Genomic DNA, 18,366 nt, shown 5'->3' with positions numbered 1-18,366 from the left:
TCATGTTGTTTTCCTTTCAACGAGCCCTGGCCTGCCAGGTGCTGGGCTGGACATTATTATTCTCGTTGCCGGCACAGGCTTTCTGTTTTAACGAGGCGGGTGCACGCTATAAAGTTGACCCGTTATTACTTCGCTCAATGGCAACTGTCGAAAGCAGCCTAAATCCTCAAGCCATTGGCAAAAATCGCGATAAAGCCGGACGTGTTACCAGCCGTGACTTCGGGCTGATGCAAATCAATGACCGACATATTCCCCAGCTGCGTGCGCTGGGCCTCATCCGCAGTGAGCAGGATTTGCTGACCAACAGCTGTCTCAACGTGCAGATCGGGGCCTGGATATTGGCAAAGCACCTCAAACAATGCGGGGTAAATTGGCAATGCCTCGGCTCCTATAATGCCGGATTCGCAGATAACAACGGTCCGCGGCGTATGATTTACGCGCGGAAAGTGTATGCGATGTACATGAAACTAAAAGGAGGTGCTGCCTGATGGCTTTATATCTCCTGAAGTTCTCTTTGCTGATGGTATGCGCCGGCACCACTCTGTTTATTGGCGCCCAGCCGTTGGTTCATCGAGCGAAAAAATTCTTGCTTGAACATGATGGCCCGCCCCTCACTCGGCGGCAGATCAGAGGCGTCACAATAGTTTTCGTCGGCACCGGTACTGCACTGATCGCAACAACGGCCCTTGTGGGCCATCCCTGGTTAGGTACCGTCAAAATTCTGGGGCTGCTGGCCTGGGGCATTCCCATGGTACTGCTCGATTTGCGCAATTACTGGCTACCGCTTCGGTATACCTCGGGTTTTTGGCTGACAGGTCTGCTGTTTACCGTGATGCCTGGAAGTGCACTTACCCTGACTGAGGCACTTACAGGCAGTATCGGCATGTTTTTGTTCCTCTATGCCTTTCACTACGGCGCCAAGCATCTGCGGGGTGAAGAAGGGTTCGGCATGGGCGATGTGCATTTGATCGCCGCGCTGAGTGCCTGGTTTCCCTGGCAGCTCGCCAGCGTGCTGAGCGGATGTGCATTATTGCTGTTTATCGCAGGGGCATTACTGACGAACAAAAAGACTCAACCTTATGCTCCCTGGCTATTCGTGTTACTGGCAGTTGTAGCCGGTAGCTCTCCTCAATTGCTTTCTTCAGGTGCCCTATGACTGCTGAAAATGCCACTCCTCGTATTAACCGGGGGGGCGCGTTGGTTTCGATGGCCATCGTTCTGGCGATCGTGTTGATTGCCGCTCCTATTGGGCTGGAAAGATATTCGAACTATATAGAAGAACAAACATGGGTCGTTACCGCGACACACCTGAGCACAGTGAGCGAGGGTGCCCGTCGATACGTGAAAGATAACTACGATATGTTGCTGAATCAGGTAAAGGGGGGCGGCAACGTAACGGTAACCGGCCAGACCCTGCGCGATAAAGGGTATTTGCCGGCGGGGTTTTCCCTGACCAACAATAACGGCCAAACCTATATTCTTGCCGTGACACGCAATCCTTCGCAATCCGACAAGCTGGTCGCCTTTGTTTTGACCGCCGGCGGTCAAAATATTACGTTCAAGGGCCAACGCTATATCGCTCAGAACACGTCTGGCTTGGGCGGGTATATCGAACCCGTCAATGTTGCCAACGGTGCCGGCGGTGGCTGGCAGGTCAACCTGTCGAATATGGGGCTAAGTGGACAGAGTGGACACCTGGCCGCTTACCTGACGTCCGACGTATTGGCAGGTGGGGCTGAAGAGAACGATCGCTTGTATCGCTTCCAGGTTAACGGTCGTCCCGATCTTAATAAGATGCACACAGCGATTGATATGGGCGCCAATGACTTGAATAACGCGAACAATATAAATGCCAAATCAGGTAATTATAGCGAAGAAGTCACGGCCAAGAGATTGAGTGCGCATGATAGCGTTTGGTCGAACGGTTGGATTGGTTCGAATGGTGATATTCGAAGTAATTCCGGTTGGCTTATTACCAAACATGGTAAAGGTTGGCTCAACGAAGATCACGGGGGCGGATTTTACATGGATGACAACGACTGGATTCGTTCGGTGAATAACAAAGGTATTTATACCGGTGGTCAGCTGAAAGGTGGGTCTATTCGAGCAGACGGAAGGGCATCGGTTGGCGAATATTTACAACTCGATGGTAAGGCAAATGAAGGCTGGGGTTGTAACCCTAATGGGCTTTTAAGTCGTGATGAGTCTGGAACTGTACTTTATTGTAAAAATGGGGTATGGAATGCACCTGGTAAATTAAAAGATTTTCAGAAGGTTTCTGGGGGGGATGCTTGCGGAAGATACAACTTTTCAAAAGCATATTGTCCTTCAGGCAAACAACTTCTCTCTGGAGGATATATATTATCACGTTGGGGGGGGGATGGATGGAATGCTCCGGATCTAAACCAGCCCACCGAAGACGGTAACGGATGGCAGATATATACGGGGGGGGGAGTAGCAGGAGGTTCATGTATTCAGGCTGTTGCTTGGTGTGCTAATAACTGAGTTTTAATAATATTAACAGCAAGATTGAAATCTTGCTGTTAAATATAACAATCAAATTTCTCGTTTGGATTTCGCAGGTGAACCTGCGAATAAGCTGTTAGCTGGGACATTAGATGTGACTACACTATTGGCTGCAATTACGCTATTGTCTCCAATGTGTATACCCGGAAGTACCACTACACCAGCACCTATCCATACGTTTTTTCCAATTGTAATAGGCGCAGTAATGACTTCTGCGTGCCTCAATGCGGGATCGACGATGTGATTAGCGGTTGTTAATGTTACGTTAGGCCCTATAAGCGAATCTTCGCCAATTGATATATTGGCGTTATCAAGAAAGTTACAGCTAGCGTTGATGTATACATTGCTACCTAATTTAATTTTCCCAAACTCATAAAAAAAAGGTGGAGTGATAACGCTATCCCCATCAAATAAAACCCCAGATTTTTTCAGAAGAGTGTTTATTTTTTTATTTGATAGAAGCCTTGAGTTTATGATAGCTCTAGCTCGAGATATTTTTATATTTTTGCAAAAACTGGATGTGTAGAAAAATAACATTTCAATGTCTCTTTTTTTGATTACCAATTATATATTTCAATAAAAACTAATTCAATCATTATTTTAAACAATCGCTTGCATTTAATTTTCAAGCTAAGTTCGTTCATTACCCAATTTTAAAGTGCGCATGTAAATAAATGGACTTATGAGGTTTTTACATGCTGTCATTTATTGTGGTGGTGCCAAACGGGCACCAAGAAACGTCTAAGTGTATTCAACGTAATCAGGTACCAATAATCCATATCTCGCAGGACATCCTTTCATGAAACGTTTACCTATGATCGCCGCCCTGTTCGGTTTAAGCGGCTGCGTCTGTACTCCAACGCCACACTCTATTGTCACTCCAGCAGTGGCCGTCACTCCCGCGGCGCAGTCAATCCAGAACATCACAGCGACGCTCTATCAATCTGACGCGTTGAATCAAGTTCGACCTGTTTTATTCACACCCAAGATCACCGCCAATTCACAACGCATTACTGTCGATTGGGATGGCGATGCCATCGAACTACTCAGCCAACTGGCTCACATGCGCGGCTTGTCATTCGCCTATACCGGCGTGCGACTTCCGTTGCCACTCACATTGCATGCCAGCGACGTCACCTTCGAACAAGTACTGCGCCTTGTGCGAACACAAATAGACTGGCGGGCACAGCTTGAACAGCAATCGCATGAGCTGCGTCTGTTCTTCATGTTGCCCCTTAAAAAAGGAATGCCGGCATGAAAAAAATCGCTCTTGCCCTCGGGCTGGGGTTGCTCAGCACAGCGGCCGGTGCGGCCGTTCTGGATGGGGGGCCGCCCCCAGATATCGGGGCTTACTTGTCGCCAAAGGCGCCGGATAAACATGGATTGAACGACACTCTCTGGCAGTTGATGAACGAAGCTGGGCAAACCGTGGGTTTCCGCGGCGGCAAAGCGCAGCGCGCCTGGGAGCTGCAGCAAGCTTTAAACGCCCAAAACGACGCACTGAACAGAATGTACACCTTCGCACCACTGATTAGCCGTCAGGGTTGGTTACCGCCGGTCATAGTTGCTTCAGAATCGTTGGCACACATTACTGACAGGCAGATTCGCACAGCAAATAAGACTTACAGCATCCTGCTACCAGAACGGTTCGTCAGTAATCCGCCCACCTGGCGGCAGTATTTGCTGGCTGGGTTGACTATCAATACTGATATTCCCACTGACATCCGCCCAAAGAACGGAAATGAAGAAACTGTGTGGCGCGCCGCGGTAGAAAAAGGTTGGCAGGACGGGCGCGAGAGTGCTGATCGCACGCTCGAGAGCAATTTCAACCGCCTGACTCGCGATTACACAGGCATGTTGCGTTACACCACACTGCTGCAGCAAGGGATCATTACCCCGCCGGTCGTCAGTGAACAGCTGCAGACAGTCACGGGTTCCCGCGACAAGGTGGCTATCGGCGATCGAACCCGCGAGCTCAAACAACACGCTGGATTCGAGCTGGATAAAAAGCGCTGGAAGCCAACGGTTAACATCGGGAAATAACAGGAGCAACGATGACACCCCTCACCGATTTCGACTTCAGCGGGGGACTCTCCCCCGACAAGCTCCGTGGATTTTTCATCCATTGTTACCGCCATAAAGTTTCCGATATTCATCTGCAAAGTGGCAGCAAAATCATCGTGGATCATTATGGCCGTAAAGTTACTGCCAGTCAGTTCCCTCTGGATCACACCAAACTCTTACACCTAATCGACAGTATCTATACACCTGATATCAAGGCCATGGTGCAAAGCGGCCAAGGCGCAGATCGGCCATTACAACTTGAAGGGGACAATACTGGCCGGTACGGACTGGAACGCGGGGAGCGAGTCCGTTTTCGCAGCAACTTCATTCAGGCTACGATCGGCGCGCTTAATACCGCTATGGCCGTAACGCTGCGTGTCATTCCAACCTCTATCCCACCATTGAACAGCCTGGGATTGGAAGACGACTTGCGCCATAACCTGTTACCCCTCGATGGCCTCGGTTTGGTTTGTGGCGTGACCGGCTCCGGAAAATCCACTCTGTTGGCGTCGATATATCAGCACTACGGAGAAACGCATCCGCACGGGAAGCTTGTTACCTACGAGGATCCGGTCGAATACCTCTTCGGCGGGCCTACCTGGCAGCTGCGACCTCAGCAGTCGGAAATCGGCCGCGACGTTCCAAGTTTTGCCCACGGGCTCCGTCTCTCATTACGTCAGGCACCGACTCTCATCGGAGTTGGTGAAATTCGCGACCTCGAGACCTTGCAAGCAGCAGTAGCGTGCGCCCAGTCCGGTCACCTGACACTCAGCACTTTGCACGCATTTTCTCCTGGCCATGCATTTTCTCGATGCATCCTCATGGCGCCGGCCGATGCTCGCGAGCAAGTCGCCTTCGACCTTCTCGATGCATTACGTTTCCTGATCGTACAGCGTTTGCTGCCGACCACCGACGGTAAACGCCAAGCGGTTCGGGAATACGTTCTGCTTGATGAAGCATGGCGCCGAAAATTAGGTGAAGTTCACTACTCGCGCTGGCCAGAAATGATTAACGGTGAACTTGCTGCACGGGAACATCGCATTGTTGACCACACATGGCGACTGTTTACCGCCGGGCGTGTTGATGAAGAGACCGCGAAACAGGTCATGGGCTATCCGCTGTTTACTGCGAAAAACAAGGAGGGTTTATGAGCAAAAACAATTCCCCCTGGATCGACAGCGGTGGGAAAGACTATTCACCTTGGCTCGATAGCGGGCGGCAGGCAACGATCCTCGGCATTCCCGTTCTGGTGTACCTGCTGTTTCTGCTTTGCGCCATTTGGCCATCCATGATGACTTTCATGTTTTGCCTACTCGCACTCGGCATTTACAAAATTTTGTCCCTGTTCGGATTAACCCCAACGGTGTTGTTTCAGCGTCTCCACCACCTACTCCGCGGAACCTCAGTCACCGGCCGTCCCTGGTGGTATCGCAAGTTTTTCGAATAAGTAAGGAAACCTCATGATAGCTACCGAACCCACCTATTTGGTGATCCCCGTTGAACAACGCAAAGAAGCGTTTCGCGCAGCGGGAAAACTTCCGGATGGAAGCAATGCCCTCACCTTCGATGGCGAAGCTAAATCCTGGTATGCCAACCCTGGGGCTGATCTCAGCAAACTCGCTAAGTGGCGTATCGATCCCACATTGGCCAAACCTGAAAAGCAAGGTGATACAAAAAGGGAGTTTCAAGATTTTATTGAGTCTCTCGGTGGCGTCTTTAATAGACGAGACATGCTGGAAATGGATGGCAAGACACACCGAATTGCCATGCAGGACGACAAGCCGGGAAAAAAATCCGGTGTGTATGTTGGTCACCTCAACGGTTTTATTAACGGATGGTTCGCCGACCACAGAGACGGAGGAATGAGGCACACTTGGTCATTGGCTACGGAAAAACCCGATCCGGCCGTTCTTGCGCATCAAAAAGCGCTGGCAGCTCAAGAACGCTATAAACGTAACGAAGAAATAAAAAACGAACAAAATGTTGTCGCTAAAACCCAGAGTCGCATTTACGCACAACTCTCTCAGGCCAGCCATGATCACCCTTATCTTCAACGAAAAATGGTCAAGGCATCTTCGGGAGTGCGCCTCGATCGCCAAGGTAACCTGAAAATCCCCCTGAGCAACGTCGACGGTGAGATTCGTTCTCTTCAAACCATCAAGCCGGACGGTGCCAAGATGTTGACCAAAAACGGTCAGAAAGAGGAATGTTTCTTCGTCGTCGGAGGTACGCTTAAGAATGGCTCCCCCATTGTAATGGCAGAGGGATACGCCACCGCAGCCAGCGGCGCAATGGCACTGCATCACCCAGTGGTAATGACCGTCGACTCCGGCAATCTGGTTAAAGTCGCTGGCGCGCTGAAAAATAAATACCCCGATAGTCCCATGATTTTTTTAGCAGATGACGACTTGCCTAAGCCGAAACGTCCGGGTAATCCAGGTAAAGAAAAAGCAGAAGAAGCCGCGGCACTAACCGGTGGCATGGTTCTATTACCAACGTTCAGCCCGGCGGAGCGCCAGCAGGAGTTAACGGACTTCAATGATCTGCATATTGCTCACGGACTGGCGGCACTGAGCGAACAGCTATCCCCGGTGCAGGCAATGCTAAAACCTACTCATCAACAAGAGGCAACCATGCCAAATACTCCGGTCGTACCAGAGATGACCAACCCGGAACCAGATCATGTGGCTAACGACACAGAAACCGTAGCTATTCCGCCAGTGCTTACCGATGAACCTTCTGAACCTACGCCTAACGTCGCTGAATCAGTATCAGATCAGGCATTGCCCGATCACGTAACTGCCAATGTGCCAAACGAGTTCACCGACTACAGCCATATAGCAGACGCCGTCATGGAGAATGAGGCTCTTATAGAAATATCAAAAACGGCAGAAATTGCCCCTACCGTTATCCCATCTCCTCCTTCTGTAGATGAGCAGTCCGCATCTATAGAACACAAAGAACCTGTAAAACAGGCAGCTACTGCAACAATCTCCAGCTCGGAGGCAGAAGACTCCGTAACGGAGGAACCCATTTCTTTTGCCAGTCGTCTGGCACCGCGACCTGCGGTAGAAAAGGAACAGGCGGCTCCAACTTCATCCTCTGAAGAAGTCGACGGTATCCACATTGAGACGCCTATTGGTAGCCAGACGCGCGCGGCGAAACCATTAGATCTGGATGCCTTAATGCAACAGATCACTCATGAAATGGCAGCAGACGGTCGTTCAGTGAAATATCTTTTTGCCGGCGAAGCGGCGTTTGTTGACCACGGCGATCGCTTGTTGATGGCGACTGCCCAAGCCAGCCAGAACGACGCCATGATCCTGAGTGCTCTGTTGGTTGCGCGAGAGCAGTACCGTGGTCGTATTGAACTCACCGGCAGCGACGAATTCAAACAACGAGCCATCACATTGATTGCGGAATACAACCTCGACCTCAAAATGAAGAACGCCCAACAGCAGGTGATGCTTGAGGAGGCAAGGCAGCGCCTCACCGACGAACCTGCCCCCGCTGACAAACCGTCACCGGTGGGATCACCGATATCCGCGATTGTCCCTGATGCAGCGGAACCCAATAAATCCTCCGTTTCGATGCAATCAGCAAACGCCTTGCCGCCAGAGCTTCAACCGGTAACGCTGCCACAAGAGGCGGCGCAAAATGCCAGTCGTGCTGAAGGCGAAGCGGGATTGACCGGCACACTACTCGATCATGGACAGGCCAAGGGGTTTGAAGCCCAACCGTACGAAAACGTACGCCAAGTACATTTTTTAACCAGCGCGGTACTTTCACTGCCATTGCAACAGATGGTTCTGTCGCATTAAGAAGTGGTCAGGTAACAGGGGTTCTACGCCGGAACCGCCGAAATTTCTGTCAACTCTGGGCTAAGCGTTTAAAACCATAAACCTGCGGTTTATCTTGTATGAGCGGTCGGTTCTTACTCGCTCTCCCGTTACAATTCCCTAACAAATAAGAGCGATATTTGTTTGAGCCAAATAGATATTTTGGTATTGACCCGTCTATTGCTTCATAGTTGATACTTCACTTCTGGAGGTGCGGTATCGCCGGTGGCCTGGCAACACATTTTGCTGAACGGGCATTATACCTTCCAGAACAGCAATGAAATTATTGACCTGGATGTGCTGGTCGCCGGGCTGAAACTGGGGTAACGGAAATTTCGGCGGTTCCGGCGTAGAACCCCATCTAGATTCGTAACGGATTGATTTTGCGTCAGAGACTATCGCTTTTAAGTTGTCGCTCTTGCGGTATCGCATTTAGGTTATCCGATTAAGTTCAAATCACTGAAAGTACCGTATAGCGCGGGAGTACACCCCCATCTGCAATCCACTGAACATTGGAAGTGCTTACTCCATGTAACACTCCTGAGCGCTCTGTTCTTAGCATATATTCTTGACACTATTAGATTTCAGGATAATCTCTATCAATTATCCTGAATATGGTGAGCGCAATAAGTAAATGAATGATGATTTTATGAATTGTAATGTCGGACATAAAATAAAAGAAATTCGAAAGCAACAAGGTATGACTTTGCAGCAGCTATCAGCTGTAAGTGGGTTATCGAGCGGTTACCTGAGCAATCTTGAAAGAAGCATAATAAGCCCAACCATTTATCAGTTGCAAAAAGTTTGTTCTGCATTAAATGTAAATATTACTGATGTGTTAACTCATCACGATGAAAATACGAATCCTGTTGTCCGGGCCAATGAAAGGGAGGTTTTTTTTTCTGAAAAAGGGAAAGTAAAGTATGAAATGCTTAATAACGGGAAAAATGATATAGAAGGTATCTGTATCACTGTAGAAAAAGGGATAAATTATGAACGAACCTCATGGGGGCATGATTATGATGAGATAGCCATCATCACTCAAGGAAGTTTATGCGTTGAAATGATGGGTAATGAATATATCATCCATGAAGGTGATGCTATATATATTAAAAAAAATACGTTGCATACCTTTAAAAATATTGGCGATAAAACTTGTATTACTTACTGGTTTTATAAGAAAAATTGATTTTTGGTATGTTAATTAGTTTTTGATAAATGTGTTCACATAATGACGTTGTTTAGATGTCAACCGTGAATATGATGCCTCTCCTGTTCTTATGAAGATCGACAGTTACGGTTTTGCTCTCTAGGACTCCTCTACCGAACAGCTTGTTAAAGAGAAACCCAACCGGGAGTACCTATACCTCAAACAGGTCCTGACTCCTTAGTCTATAGTGAGAAGGGTTACAGACGACGGCCTGAAAGAGAAATTGCTCTAGGGCAGCCTCTGTCTCCCGAATTCCTCTCGAAATTAATTATTCGTTAATTTTCTAATATTTAACTAAAAGCAGGCTATCTCTATCGGCCCGTTTACCTGCGTGTCCTGCTTCCACTTCAGCTGTCGGTCATTAGTAAACTTGATCTAATTCACAAAGATGAAATTAAAATCATAATAGTGAATATATGCACATGTAGAAGATGTGGATTCATGATAGCGTAAATTCATTATCATGAAAAAAATAAATTTTTTTTTACAATAGTGAATAATTAAGACATCTAAATTACAGCAATTTGGCTCTGCATCAGGAGGATTTAATGAACAAACTCTTTTTAAGTCAAGTATATATATTTATTGCATCAAGTCTGGGGTACCTGATTGGTGGTGGCTTTATGAGTGGTCAGGAGACCATACAGTTTTTCGTTCCTTTCGGTCACAACGCTGTAGGAGTGGGGCTGGTATTCAGTTTTGTCATCATTATCGTCAATATCGGCTTTATCTATGCGGGTAAATATGGCGGTTGTACTAAAGGGACAGAGGTATTTGCATTCTTCTGCGGGCCAATGATCGGCAAAGTAATAGAATGGTTTTCCCTTGTATTCTGTTTTACTATGTTCGTTGCTGAGATCGCTGCTGGCGGTTCCATCTTGTTAGAACAATATGGTTTACCGCTCATTGTTGGCGCAGTCATTACAGCAGTTATAACTGCGGGTACCGTTACTGTAGGCCTTAATTCGATTCTAAAATCACTTGGTATCATAATGCCATTTCTGACAGCTTTTGTTGTCATTGTAAGCATAGCAACACTCGTTATGAATGGCGGCAATGTTGATATTAACGCCACACGTATAGAAGCAAACGATTTTGAGCTTCTTAAAGTTGCCCCGAACTGGTTTCTCTCAGGTGTTTCTTTAGTAGGTCTGATGGTTCTATTCTTAGCTGCATTTTCAGCAGATTTGGCAACGAAATTTGATTTTAAACCATTAGTAATTGGGCAAAGTATTGGCCTGATTATCTATGCATTGCTGGATGTAGTTGCGTCGTATGCCATTACATCAAACATTGACCAGGTTGCCAGTAAGCAGATTATTAATCTTTTCCTTGCTAAAGAGATCTGGGCTCCGCTTGGTATCGCGTTTGGTGCTTTAATATTCTTCGCTATCTATACTATTTCAACGCCGTTACTGCATGTGATTGCAATTAAATTCTCTGAAGAGGGTACCAAAAAACATAAACTCATCATCTGGGGGGTCTCCCTTATTGCTCTGCTGGGTGCAATTGCATTACCTTTCGATGTCATTATTAATGCTGTTTATATAATGAGTGGGTATGTTGGTTCATTTATTGTTATTCTCATGGTTGTTAAATTTATTCGAATCTATATTTCGAAATTCACAAATAAAGAGGCTGCATGATGGTTCATAGTATTTTTAATGATGTACTGGGGCCAGTTATGTGTGGTCCCTCCAGCTCTCATTCAGCGGGTTGCGCCAGAATTGGATTAGAAACCCGTTTACTGTTTGGGCGTGAAATCATTAAAGCTAATGTAATATTTGATGAGAGTGGTTCTTATCCTGAAACGTATATTGGTCAGGGGTCAAACTATGGCTTCACTGGAGGGCTTATCGGCTTTAAAACAGATAATCCTCAGGTTAAGGATGCGGTTGAGATAGCCCGGAATATGGGAAAAAATATTTGGTTTTCCAAACAAAAGCTATCTTCCCGCCATCCAAATGAAGCTCTGATTAATGTATATAATGCAGATGATGAAATCGAATTGTCAGTTCTGACATTTTCCACTGGCGGTGGGATGTTCGAGATCGTCGAATTAAATGGTTTTCCAGTGTTTATTGACGGCTGTAGAGAGCAAATATTTATTTGCTGTTCATCATCTGAAGCATCGTTAGTAGCTGAAATGTTGCGCGGTGTAAAGGCTGAGATTACATCTTGCGAAAAGGATGACAAGATTCTCTATTCCATTTCAACGTTTGACGAAACCACTCGAGAATTTTTGCTATCTCTGGTCCATCGTTCTGTAGTGATATGGTTGAAACACGCTCCGGCAATCATGCCTGTAGAAATGAAGCATAAACCTTTTACACCATTTTCTGACGCCGCTGGAGCCTTAGATTATGCCAAAGCGACAGGAAAATTGATGTGGGAGATAGCGCTGGATTACGAAGTAGCTTTAGGTTATACAACAGCTGAGCAAGTCTGGCAACTGGCGGAGAAAACCTATGATATTATGAGGCATTCAACTATCCCGCCAGATCCTTCGTCCACACCTTTATATGGTTTTTTACCTTATAAAGGACAGGAAATGAAAGAGGCGATCGCAAAAACCCGTGTTGTTCCCTCTGGGGTATTAAATGAAGCTGCGCTGGCTGCGATTTCAGTTATGGAAAACAGTTGTGCCCATAATATCGTAGTAGCTGCACCTACAGCAGGGTCGAGCGGTGTCATTCCTGCAAGTATAATTATCATTGGCAAGAGTATGGACTTGTCAAGAGAAGAGATTATTAAGGGCTTGCTGGTCAGCGGTTTAATAGGTTCATTTATTTCGAATAATGCATCCTTTGGCGCGGAAGTCGCCGCTTGCCAGGCCGAAAATGGTTCGGCAAGCGCAATGGCCGCAGGCGGGCTTGTGCAGATGTTGGGAGGCACTATTGAACAGGCTTTTCAGGCTGCATCAATGGCTATGCAAAATATGCTTGGTCTGATATGTGATCCAGTAGGTGGATTAACTGAAATTCCCTGTATAAGTCGAAATGTAAGTTCGGTAACTAATGCTGCATTATCAGCTAATATGGTGTTATGGGGTTTTAATCCGATGATACCATTAGATGAAACAATCCTCTCAATGTATGACATTGGAAAGAAAATGCCAGCTGATTTTCGTTGTACTTGCAAGGGTGGATTATGTACAACCAAAACAGGGATAAATATTTCAGATAGTTTAATGATTAAACGGGAAAAGTTGTAATAATTGTTGGCTAATAACTGACGTGCACGTAATTATGGCGCAACCCACGATACTAATAAATAATATTGTGTCGTGGGTACATTTAGCTCTTCACTGTCTTTTGCTGTTATGTCAGCCTCTGTTCCGCTAGGCCAAGCTACAAAGGATCCTCTTGGAAAACGGAAAATATCCTACGCCAAGCCTGTTTTTTGTACAGACTACTATCCACTGAGCGTAATGAACGGTATAGCGCACGTACCCTTGTTACCAGAGGATGGCGAATAAGCTTCGTCAGTCGCTGCTTGCGGGTCTCACGTGCGCAGCTTCATGCGATAGCCCGCCGTCCGGATGACTGGCAGGATCGTCGATGTAAACGTCAGCCCGATGATACTGGGGTCGTCTCAGAAAACGGAAAATAAAGCACGCTAACGCGATGAAAAGGCCTGTTTAATGTGATTTTTAAGCCACTGAACTCCAGGATCGCGATGCGCTCTCTCATGCCAAATTAAGCGATACGCGAAATCTTCTGTATTTGTGGGAATTGGGATAGTTTCAACCTGGCCATAACTAGCATTTGCATAGTGCTTGGCAAGTCGACTGGGGACCGCCATGATGAGATTCGACTCGGCTACTATCATTGGAGCCACACCAAAATAAGGGAGAGAAATTCGCGGATTCGACATTTTTGCACCGAGACGCGCCAATACGTCATCGCCTGAATCAATATGACTATTTGGATACCGAGCAACTACATGTTTATATTTTGATACCACAGACAGAAAGTATGAAAGTGAATCAAAACTTTGATTTGTTATGGGATGCCCACTTTTCACTATCAGAACATAGGTTTCACGAAAAATATCTATAAAATGAAAATCGCCCGGAATTTGATCGTCAGCGTACAAAGCCAGATCAATAGCGCCTGTCTCAAGGTCGTTCAGTGTGTCTGATTTCCATGCCGAAATCAAAAGATGAATATTCGGGGAAATACTCTCTAAAGCGGGTGCAATTTCAGGAAAAACTACGTGTGCTCCATAGTCAGTAGTAGCCATACGATACGTCCTAGTACTCGTTGCGGGATCAAACTTCGCTGACGAGAACACATCGCTTGCGGCCGCTAGAGCCTTGGAAACAGCGATAGCTAATGATTGCGCTAATGGGGTTAGTACATAGCCTTGGCTGGTCCTAACCAGTAGCGGGTCATTCAACGTTGCTCGTAACTTCGACATTGTCCGACTGGCGGCAGGTTGACTGAGCCCAAGATGCTCACCGCTGCGAGTAACACTTTGTGTCCGTATCAATGCGTCAAGGAACCTCATTAGGTTCAGATCAGTCAGCTCTCCTGCGCCTTCTGCATCCGTTTTTTGCATGCTGGACATCCATTCGTAGATCTTTTCAGTAATGTAGGATGAATTCAAAATCTAGTCAACATCATTCTGGAAAGGTAATGCAATGCCAAACTTAAATAAAACCGTAACGACTCAATTAATCAGCGCATTTTTTACTGCTAACGCAGCAATGGCTGACACAGTAAATTTCAAGAGCGGTGGGTACGAAGTAAGGCAAGTTAACTTTATTAGTCATGGAGCTAATATTGTCGGAACGCTATTCTCCCCATCCGGCAATCCGGCCCAAAAACCAGCCGTCGTTATTTTGGGACCTTTTGGCTCGATTAAAGAACAATCACCATTGCAATACGCTACTCGACTTGCGCGGGACGGTTATGTGACGTTGATATTTGATCCACGCTATAGCGGGGAGAGCGGCGGTGAACCAAGGCGCTTGGAGAGCCCTAGCGCCAAAATTCAGGATGTTAAAACAGCAATTGACTTTATTGAGAAACAACCCGAAGTCGACGTAAATCGTTTGGCATTATTGGGTATTTGCCAGGGAACATCTGAAATGTTGGCCGTCGCATCCAATGAATCACGGGTGAAGGCATTAACGCTAGTATCGGGGCAATACATTTATCCTGCCAATATTGATGGATTTTTTGGGGGCGGTGGCCCAACAAGATTGGATCGAATAGCACGCGGAAAAAATGCCCTTGAAATATATAAAAAGACAGGCGAGGTTAAATACACCGAAGTTATCAGCGAAACGGACAAAGCCGCAGGGCTCCCGTGGAAGCCAATCTATGACTGGTACCATCCATGGACGACTGAAAAATGGCTGAAACCTAGCCGTTGGGAAAACCGGTATGCAACCATGAGTGATGCTGAAGTTTGGTCTTTCGATGTCGATTCGTACGCGCCAAAAGTCACCATTCCGACCTTGATGATTCATGGCGAAATGTCTGACGGTAACGTCCCTGCAGCTCAACACGTTTTTGATGAAATTGCGTCAAAGGATAAGAGGCTGGTTATCGTGCCCGGCGTATTTCATACACGCTTTTATGACGACCCGACCGTCATTGATCCTGCTGCGGCAACGGTTTCCCAATGGCTCACACAACATCTAAATTAACCACCTGTCTCAAAGGAAATACCATGAAAAAGTCTTATTTGCTTATGGCTGCTATATTGGCCACATCGATCATGACGTTTGGCGACGCAAACGCGGCAACTCAATGTGCTTCTCCATTACCGCCAGCCAAAGCAATTGCGCTGGTTAAAAATTTTTATGAGGCGTTTAGCAGTAAAAATAAAGATCAACTAGATGTTGTATTGGAAAAAGACTGGATTGATGTACCCATGGCCCCAGGTCAGCAGCCAGGTCTAGAAGGAATGAAAGGCGCTTTGGATCATTACTATGCGAGTTTTCCAGATCTGAACGTAACAAATGAAGATTTCATCGTTCAGGGCAATAAAGTGGTTGTCAGGTCAACCATTCGGGCTACTCAGCTTGGTAATTTTGCCAGTATTCAGCCATCAAACAAGCCAATTCAAATCATGGCTTTAGATGTTCATGAGCTGTGCAATGGTAAGGTTGTCCAGACGTGGCACGTGGAAGATTGGCTTAGTGGAATGTTCCAAATGGGTGCCCTGCCTCTTAAAAATTAATAGCTCAAAATGGGCGATTTCAATTTTCTATGAGGTTTAGTAAATCTCCCCAGCGTGAATAATAACCAATCAAATTTTGGCAAACAAAACAAGAATGAGAAATGTAGAATCCAACTTCAGCGTAAATGATGAGCTGACTGATATTCAGGAGGCAACCCGCGCGCACAGGAAAAGTCATGGTTGCGGGGCGTATACCTTTGAAGACGGTACTGGGTTAATCAATCTGGTGCAGTCGCATAAAGCTGTACGCATTCTCGAATTGGGTACAGCACTTGGCTTCACCGCATGTTGTCTTGCGAAAGGCCATGAGTCTGCGCATGTTGACACCATTGAGGGTGACGCTACACATGTCCAGCTTGCTAAGGAACTCATTGCATCCGTAGGACTTGCTGGAAGAATTACTGTTCATCACGGCATGTTTGCTGATGTGCTCGCGAATTTTTCTCCTGAATACGATGCGGTTTTCTTTGATGGATATGAACCATCAATCGCTGTACTCAATCAGGTCAGAAATCTACTACGCACTGGTGGGTTGATGATCTGCGCAAATACATCTCTTGCAGGTAAGCTGGAGAGGCGTGAAATTGATGGCTATCTAAATAATATAGATTATTGGGTAATGAAGATGCCCATTGAGAATGGAAAAACAATAGTCCGGGTGAAGCTCTGATAATACCCACCAACATTGGTCCGTTCCAAACCAGTCGCCTTGCGTAGCTTAAAAAATTATTTTAATAGGCCGTAGTTTTGATACATCTCCGCTGGAGATTCCCAGAATAGCACGCAGTTCATAGTGTTGCTTGATTAGACAAGCAACCGCATTATTAGGTCTTACGTCTAATAAGGCCGATATAAAACTCAAAAGGAAAATATATATGTATGCCATTACAGGCGCATTTGGTCAAACCGGAGTCGCTCTAAGCAAAGCACTACTGGATGCGGGAAAGTCAATTCGCATGATCGTTCGACGCGACGATGCACAGGCTGCGCAATGGCGTGAAAAGGGAGCCGAAGTCGTTATAGCTGACATATGCGATACAGCGTCACTGACTCAGGCCTTTCATCAAGTTGAGGCAGTATATCTCATGAATCCACCGGCTTACTTCGCACCAGATCTCTTTGCTCAAGCACGTCAGGTTCATGCGAGTCTTATAGATGCGGCCAATGCTGCCAGGGTTCCGCGTGCGGTCGCCCTATCGTCAGTTGGATCTCAGCATTCCACTGCTACCGGGAACATACTTACGACATTCGATTTTGAACAACAACTCAAGCGTTATAAAGGAGTATTAACTATATTGCGTGCAGCAAATTTTATGGAGAACTGGGCTTGGTCGATACAACCAGTTCATGATAAAGGCATTTTACCATCGATGTTTCGTCCTATCGACCGTGATTTGCCCATGGTCAGCGCACTGGACATTGGGAGTTGCGCAGCAACTCTCATGTGTGACTTGTCCAAGCATAACCGCATTGTCGAACTTTATGGCCCCAAAGACTACTCACCACAGGATGCAGCGCAAGCATTTTCACAGCTTTTGAGTCGCTCCATTATTGCGATGGAAGAAAGCGATATTGACTGGTCTACCAGCATGTTAAGTCAAGGTTTTCCGAAAGTAACCGTCGATGCTTTCGTAGAAATGTTTTCTGGCTTCAACTCGGGACTTATCTCCTTTGAAGGAACACATGAAAATATTCGCGGGAAAGTTACTTTGCACGAAGCAATGTCCGCAATGTCGAAGCCTGAACTGAAAAGCTAAACAATTAACGCTATTAATGTAGATGCAATGGCCTTTTATAAGATGGCCTATACTACTAAAACGTTCTGTCAGACTAAGCTATACCCTAACCTGACGTCAGGCCTGATAATGAAAAACTGTCAGAATAAAGTCACTCTGTGCATTTATTGACACAAGTAATGAAAGGTCATAGATTATTTCCTGACACATTCAGTATTGGAGGCGTATGAAAGGTCAACGTATTGGCTATATCCGGGTAAGTAGCTTTGACCAGAACCCAGAACGGCAACTGGATCAAACTCAAGTGGATAAAGTCTTCGTCGATAAAGCATCGGGTAAAGATACCCAGCGGCCAGAACTGGATGCACTGTTGTCATTCGTGCGTGATGGCGACACCGTGGTGGTTCATAGTATGGACAGGCTGGCTCGTAACCTGGATGATTTGCGCCGTCTGGTACAAAAGCTTACCCATAAGGGAGTGCGTATCGAATTTGTGAAAGAATGCCTGACATTCACTGGCGAAGATTCACCAATGGCAAACCTGATGCTCTCAGTGATGGGGGCTTTTGCCGAGTTCGAACGTTCTTTAATCCATGAACGTCAGCGCGAAGGGATCGCTTTAGCCAGGCTGCGTGGAGCTTACCGTGGACGGAAAAAATCACTGTCCTCAGAACAACAAATTGAAGTTCGACGGCGAGCAATGGATGGTGAGAAAAAAGCCCAGCTTGCTCGCGAGTTTGGTATTAGTCGTGAAACGCTGTATCAATATCTGAAACAGTCTGATTAACATCTCATT

18 protein-coding genes and 1 pseudogene are annotated in these 18,366 nt (G+C 46.5%); 17 read left to right on the top strand and 2 right to left on the bottom strand.

The window, feature by feature from the left end:
- Positions 1-2 precede the first annotated feature (2 nt).
- Genes V8N38_RS26015 through pilV form a run of 3 tightly spaced genes read left to right on the top strand, consistent with a single transcriptional unit; the run spans position 3 to position 2,505 of the window.
- Entirely contained in the window at positions 3-488 is a 486-nt protein-coding gene (locus V8N38_RS26015; RefSeq protein WP_129993764.1) for a lytic transglycosylase domain-containing protein, read from the top strand.
- On the top strand, positions 488-1,156 hold the full coding sequence (locus V8N38_RS26010; RefSeq protein ID WP_129993765.1) for a prepilin peptidase: 669 nt from the start codon (positions 488-490) through the stop codon (positions 1,154-1,156). Before V8N38_RS26015 ends, V8N38_RS26010 begins: the two co-directional genes overlap by 1 nt.
- Positions 1,153-2,505 carry a shufflon system plasmid conjugative transfer pilus tip adhesin PilV gene (pilV, locus tag V8N38_RS26005; protein ID WP_241993391.1) on the top strand — a complete coding sequence of 451 codons (1,353 nt, stop codon included), beginning with the start codon at positions 1,153-1,155 and terminating at the stop codon, positions 2,503-2,505. The genes V8N38_RS26010 and pilV overlap by 4 nt, the downstream gene beginning before the upstream one ends.
- A 51-nt stretch (positions 2,506-2,556) precedes the next feature.
- Here the strand turns inward: pilV and V8N38_RS26000 are convergent, their stop codons facing one another.
- Positions 2,557-3,063, bottom strand: coding sequence for a DapH/DapD/GlmU-related protein (locus V8N38_RS26000; RefSeq protein WP_129993766.1), 507 nt, complete (start codon positions 3,061-3,063; stop codon positions 2,557-2,559).
- A 262-nt stretch (positions 3,064-3,325) separates the two neighbouring features.
- Here V8N38_RS26000 and V8N38_RS25995 point away from each other — a divergent pair, with 262 nt between their 5' ends.
- From V8N38_RS25995 to V8N38_RS25955, 9 genes and pseudogenes are all read left to right on the top strand, one after another.
- Positions 3,326-3,784 carry a DotD/TraH family lipoprotein gene (locus V8N38_RS25995; RefSeq protein WP_241993392.1) on the top strand — a complete coding sequence of 153 codons (459 nt, stop codon included), beginning with the start codon at positions 3,326-3,328 and terminating at the stop codon, positions 3,782-3,784.
- Positions 3,781-4,569: a type IV secretory system conjugative DNA transfer family protein gene (locus tag V8N38_RS25990; RefSeq protein WP_129993767.1), complete on the top strand. Its 789-nt coding sequence runs from the start codon at positions 3,781-3,783 to the stop codon at positions 4,567-4,569. The genes V8N38_RS25995 and V8N38_RS25990 overlap by 4 nt, the downstream gene beginning before the upstream one ends.
- A gap of 11 nt (positions 4,570-4,580) precedes the next feature.
- Positions 4,581-5,741 (top strand): plasmid transfer ATPase TraJ, encoded by a 1,161-nt coding sequence (gene traJ, locus V8N38_RS25985; protein ID WP_129993768.1) that lies wholly within the window; start codon positions 4,581-4,583, stop codon positions 5,739-5,741.
- Positions 5,738-6,037, top strand: a complete 300-nt coding sequence (gene icmT / locus V8N38_RS25980) for an IcmT/TraK family protein (protein WP_129993769.1) — start codon at positions 5,738-5,740, stop codon at positions 6,035-6,037. Before traJ ends, icmT begins: the two co-directional genes overlap by 4 nt.
- A gap of 13 nt (positions 6,038-6,050) precedes the next feature.
- Positions 6,051-8,411, top strand: a complete 2,361-nt coding sequence (locus V8N38_RS25975) for an LPD7 domain-containing protein (RefSeq protein WP_149506051.1) — start codon at positions 6,051-6,053, stop codon at positions 8,409-8,411.
- Between the two features lie 652 nt (positions 8,412-9,063).
- Positions 9,064-9,618: a helix-turn-helix domain-containing protein gene (locus V8N38_RS25970; RefSeq protein ID WP_147840388.1), complete on the top strand. Its 555-nt coding sequence runs from the start codon at positions 9,064-9,066 to the stop codon at positions 9,616-9,618.
- Positions 9,619-10,187: 569 nt separating this feature from the next.
- Positions 10,188-11,285 carry a hypothetical protein gene (locus V8N38_RS25965; RefSeq protein WP_147840389.1) on the top strand — a complete coding sequence of 366 codons (1,098 nt, stop codon included), beginning with the start codon at positions 10,188-10,190 and terminating at the stop codon, positions 11,283-11,285.
- Positions 11,282-12,853 (top strand): L-serine ammonia-lyase, iron-sulfur-dependent, subunit alpha, encoded by a 1,572-nt coding sequence (locus V8N38_RS25960; RefSeq protein WP_147840390.1) that lies wholly within the window; start codon positions 11,282-11,284, stop codon positions 12,851-12,853. The genes V8N38_RS25965 and V8N38_RS25960 overlap by 4 nt, the downstream gene beginning before the upstream one ends.
- A 227-nt stretch (positions 12,854-13,080) precedes the next feature.
- Positions 13,081-13,236 (top strand): annotated as a pseudogene (locus V8N38_RS25955) (IS3 family transposase); the annotation flags it as partial.
- Between the two features lie 21 nt (positions 13,237-13,257).
- On the opposite strand, the gene V8N38_RS25950 reads toward V8N38_RS25955, so the two are convergent.
- A complete protein-coding gene (locus V8N38_RS25950; protein ID WP_187181571.1) occupies positions 13,258-14,202 on the bottom strand; it encodes a LysR family transcriptional regulator in 945 nt (314 codons plus the stop codon).
- A gap of 82 nt (positions 14,203-14,284) precedes the next feature.
- Between V8N38_RS25950 and V8N38_RS25945 the strand changes: the two genes are divergently transcribed.
- The 5 genes from V8N38_RS25945 to V8N38_RS25925 all read left to right on the top strand — a co-directional run bounded on the left by V8N38_RS25945 (position 14,285) and on the right by V8N38_RS25925 (position 18,357).
- Positions 14,285-15,298: an alpha/beta hydrolase gene (locus V8N38_RS25945; RefSeq protein ID WP_147840393.1), complete on the top strand. Its 1,014-nt coding sequence runs from the start codon at positions 14,285-14,287 to the stop codon at positions 15,296-15,298.
- A gap of 23 nt (positions 15,299-15,321) precedes the next feature.
- The gene (locus V8N38_RS25940; RefSeq protein ID WP_187181572.1) at positions 15,322-15,834 is read left to right on the top strand and encodes an ester cyclase; all 513 of its coding nucleotides are present in this window, start codon (positions 15,322-15,324) and stop codon (positions 15,832-15,834) included.
- 94 nt (positions 15,835-15,928) lie between these two features.
- Positions 15,929-16,504, top strand: a complete 576-nt coding sequence (locus V8N38_RS25935) for an O-methyltransferase (RefSeq protein ID WP_147840395.1) — start codon at positions 15,929-15,931, stop codon at positions 16,502-16,504.
- Positions 16,505-16,709: 205 nt separating this feature from the next.
- Entirely contained in the window at positions 16,710-17,591 is an 882-nt protein-coding gene (locus V8N38_RS25930) for an NmrA family NAD(P)-binding protein (protein WP_147840396.1), read from the top strand.
- 205 nt (positions 17,592-17,796) lie between these two features.
- Positions 17,797-18,357, top strand: coding sequence for a recombinase family protein (locus V8N38_RS25925; RefSeq protein WP_147840397.1), 561 nt, complete (start codon positions 17,797-17,799; stop codon positions 18,355-18,357).
- The last annotated feature ends 9 nt before the right edge of the window (positions 18,358-18,366 follow it).

Origin of the sequence: Serratia nevei, assembly GCF_037948395.1 — a bacterium.
Lineage (GTDB): Bacteria > Pseudomonadota > Gammaproteobacteria > Enterobacterales > Enterobacteriaceae > Serratia > Serratia nevei.
The sequence above is the reverse complement of the archived record's forward strand: the minus strand, read 5'-3'. Positions and strand labels throughout refer to the sequence as shown.

Bases quoted from the DNA above. Each gene is read 5' to 3' on its own strand.
- V8N38_RS25970 (WP_147840388.1), top strand. From the start codon at position 9,064: ATGAATGATGATTTTATGAATTGTAATGTCGGACATAAAATAAAAGAA.
- pilV (WP_241993391.1), top strand. From the start codon at position 1,153: ATGACTGCTGAAAATGCCACTCCTCGTATTAACCGGGGGGGCGCGTTG.
- icmT (WP_129993769.1), top strand. From the start codon at position 5,738: ATGAGCAAAAACAATTCCCCCTGGATCGACAGCGGTGGGAAAGACTAT.
- V8N38_RS25935 (WP_147840395.1), top strand. From the start codon at position 15,929: ATGAGAAATGTAGAATCCAACTTCAGCGTAAATGATGAGCTGACTGAT.
- V8N38_RS25940 (WP_187181572.1), top strand. From the start codon at position 15,322: ATGAAAAAGTCTTATTTGCTTATGGCTGCTATATTGGCCACATCGATC.
- V8N38_RS25995 (WP_241993392.1), top strand. From the start codon at position 3,326: ATGAAACGTTTACCTATGATCGCCGCCCTGTTCGGTTTAAGCGGCTGC.
- V8N38_RS25950 (WP_187181571.1), bottom strand. From the start codon at position 14,202: ATGCAAAAAACGGATGCAGAAGGCGCAGGAGAGCTGACTGATCTGAAC.
- V8N38_RS26015 (WP_129993764.1), top strand. From the start codon at position 3: ATGTTGTTTTCCTTTCAACGAGCCCTGGCCTGCCAGGTGCTGGGCTGG.
- V8N38_RS25960 (WP_147840390.1), top strand. From the start codon at position 11,282: ATGATGGTTCATAGTATTTTTAATGATGTACTGGGGCCAGTTATGTGT.
- V8N38_RS25930 (WP_147840396.1), top strand. From the start codon at position 16,710: ATGTATGCCATTACAGGCGCATTTGGTCAAACCGGAGTCGCTCTAAGC.
- V8N38_RS25990 (WP_129993767.1), top strand. From the start codon at position 3,781: ATGAAAAAAATCGCTCTTGCCCTCGGGCTGGGGTTGCTCAGCACAGCG.
- V8N38_RS25925 (WP_147840397.1), top strand. From the start codon at position 17,797: ATGAAAGGTCAACGTATTGGCTATATCCGGGTAAGTAGCTTTGACCAG.
- V8N38_RS25965 (WP_147840389.1), top strand. From the start codon at position 10,188: ATGAACAAACTCTTTTTAAGTCAAGTATATATATTTATTGCATCAAGT.
- V8N38_RS25945 (WP_147840393.1), top strand. From the start codon at position 14,285: ATGCCAAACTTAAATAAAACCGTAACGACTCAATTAATCAGCGCATTT.
- V8N38_RS26000 (WP_129993766.1), bottom strand. From the start codon at position 3,063: ATGTTATTTTTCTACACATCCAGTTTTTGCAAAAATATAAAAATATCT.
- V8N38_RS25975 (WP_149506051.1), top strand. From the start codon at position 6,051: ATGATAGCTACCGAACCCACCTATTTGGTGATCCCCGTTGAACAACGC.
- traJ (WP_129993768.1), top strand. From the start codon at position 4,581: ATGACACCCCTCACCGATTTCGACTTCAGCGGGGGACTCTCCCCCGAC.
- V8N38_RS26010 (WP_129993765.1), top strand. From the start codon at position 488: ATGGCTTTATATCTCCTGAAGTTCTCTTTGCTGATGGTATGCGCCGGC.